This window comes from Nonomuraea sp. NPDC049309 (assembly GCF_043196965.1).
Lineage (GTDB): Bacteria > Actinomycetota > Actinomycetes > Streptosporangiales > Streptosporangiaceae > Nonomuraea > Nonomuraea fastidiosa.
Genome location: NZ_JBICSH010000013.1, coordinates 1676 through 3355 on the forward strand (window position 1 = coordinate 1676; position 1680 = coordinate 3355).

Consider the following 1680-nt stretch of genomic DNA (forward strand, 5'->3'; position numbering starts at 1 on the left):
GAGGTTCAGTATGGGCGCGTTGAAGCGGGTACGGGAATATCAACCCGTTGTCCATCGACTACGCCTGTCGGCCTCGCCTTAGGTCCCGACTTACCCTGGGCGGATTAACCTGGCCCAGGAACCCTTGGTCATCCGGCGCGAGGGTTTCTCACCCTCGATTCGCTACTCATGCCTGCATTCTCACTCGCACAGCCTCCACAACTAGATCACTCTGCTGCTTCACCGGCTGCACGACGCTCCCCTACCCACCAACAACACATGGTCGTCAGTGCCACGACTTCGGCGGTGTGCTTGAGCCCCGCTACATTGTCGGCGCAGAATCACTTGACCAGTGAGCTATTACGCACTCTTTCAAGGATGGCTGCTTCTAAGCCAACCTCCTGGTTGTCTCTGCGACTCCACATCCTTTCCCACTTAGCACACGCTTAGGGGCCTTAGTCGGTGATCTGGGCTGTTTCCCTCTCGACTACGAACCTTATCGCCCGCAGTCTCACTGCCACGCTCTCACTTACCGGCATTCGGAGTTTGGCTGACGTCAGTAACCTTGTCGGGCCCATCGGCCATCCAGTGCTCTACCTCCGGCAAGAAACACGCAACGCTGCACCTAAATGCATTTCGGGGAGAACCAGCTATCACGGAGTTTGATTGGCCTTTCACCCCTACACACAGGTCATCCCCCAGGTTTTCAACCCTGGTGGGTTCGGTCCTCCACCCAGTCTTACCTGAGCTTCAACCTGCCCATGCGTAGATCACCCCGCTTCGGGTCTACAGCATGCGACTCAAACGCCCTCTTCAGACTCGCTTTCGCTACGGCTCCCCCACACGGGTTAACCTCGCCACACACCATAACTCGCAGGCTCATTCTTCAAAAGGCACGCAGTCACATCACACACCAGCAAGCTGGTGTAAGCTCCTACGGCTTGTAGGCACACGGTTTCAGGTACTCTTTCACAACCCCTCACCGGGGCACTTTTCACCTTTCCCTCACGGTACTCGTGCACTATCGGTCACCAGGGAGTATTTAGGCTTACCAGGTGGTCCTGGCAGATTCACACAGGATTCCTCGAGCCCCGTGCTACTTGGGATCCCCTCCAGCAGTCCATCCGATTTCGCCTACCCGGCTCTCACGGTCTACGGCGCCCCTTCCCAGAGGCTTCAGCTATCGCATGGATTTATCACTGCTCGGCCGACCGGCAGATCGACCCGGAAGGTCCCACAACCCCGAACGCGCAACGCCTGCCGGCTATCACACACGCCCGGTTTAGCCTCATCCGCTTTCGCTCACCACTACTCACGGAATCACTATTGTTTTCTCTTCCTACGGGTACTGAGATGTTTCACTTCCCCGCGTTACCACCAACCGCCCTATACATTCAGGCGGAGGCAACACCACATGACTGGTGCTAGGTTTCCCCATTCGGACATCCCCGGATCAACGTCTGGTTGGCGACTCCCCGAGGCTTATCGCAGCCTCCCACGTCCTTCATCGGCTCCTGATGCCAAGGCATCCACCGTGTGCCCTAAAAAACTTGGCCACAAAGATGCTCGCGTCCACTATGCAAATCTCAAACAACAAACAGCGCCCCACATCCAAGCCCGGCCAACACCAGACTCTTCCGTGGTCCTGTCTCGCCAAGGAACCGGTCGCCCGTTTCCTCAGGACCCAACAGTGTGCCCACC

The 1680-nt window shown here is 57.3% G+C and carries 1 other annotated feature (running past one end of the window).

From position 1 onward, the window contains the following. Positions 1-1535, reverse strand: a sequence feature (mutual gap in cmsearch alignment for this rRNA model is longer than 100) (it extends 1489 nt beyond the left edge of the window). Positions 1536-1680: the final 145 nt, after the last annotated feature.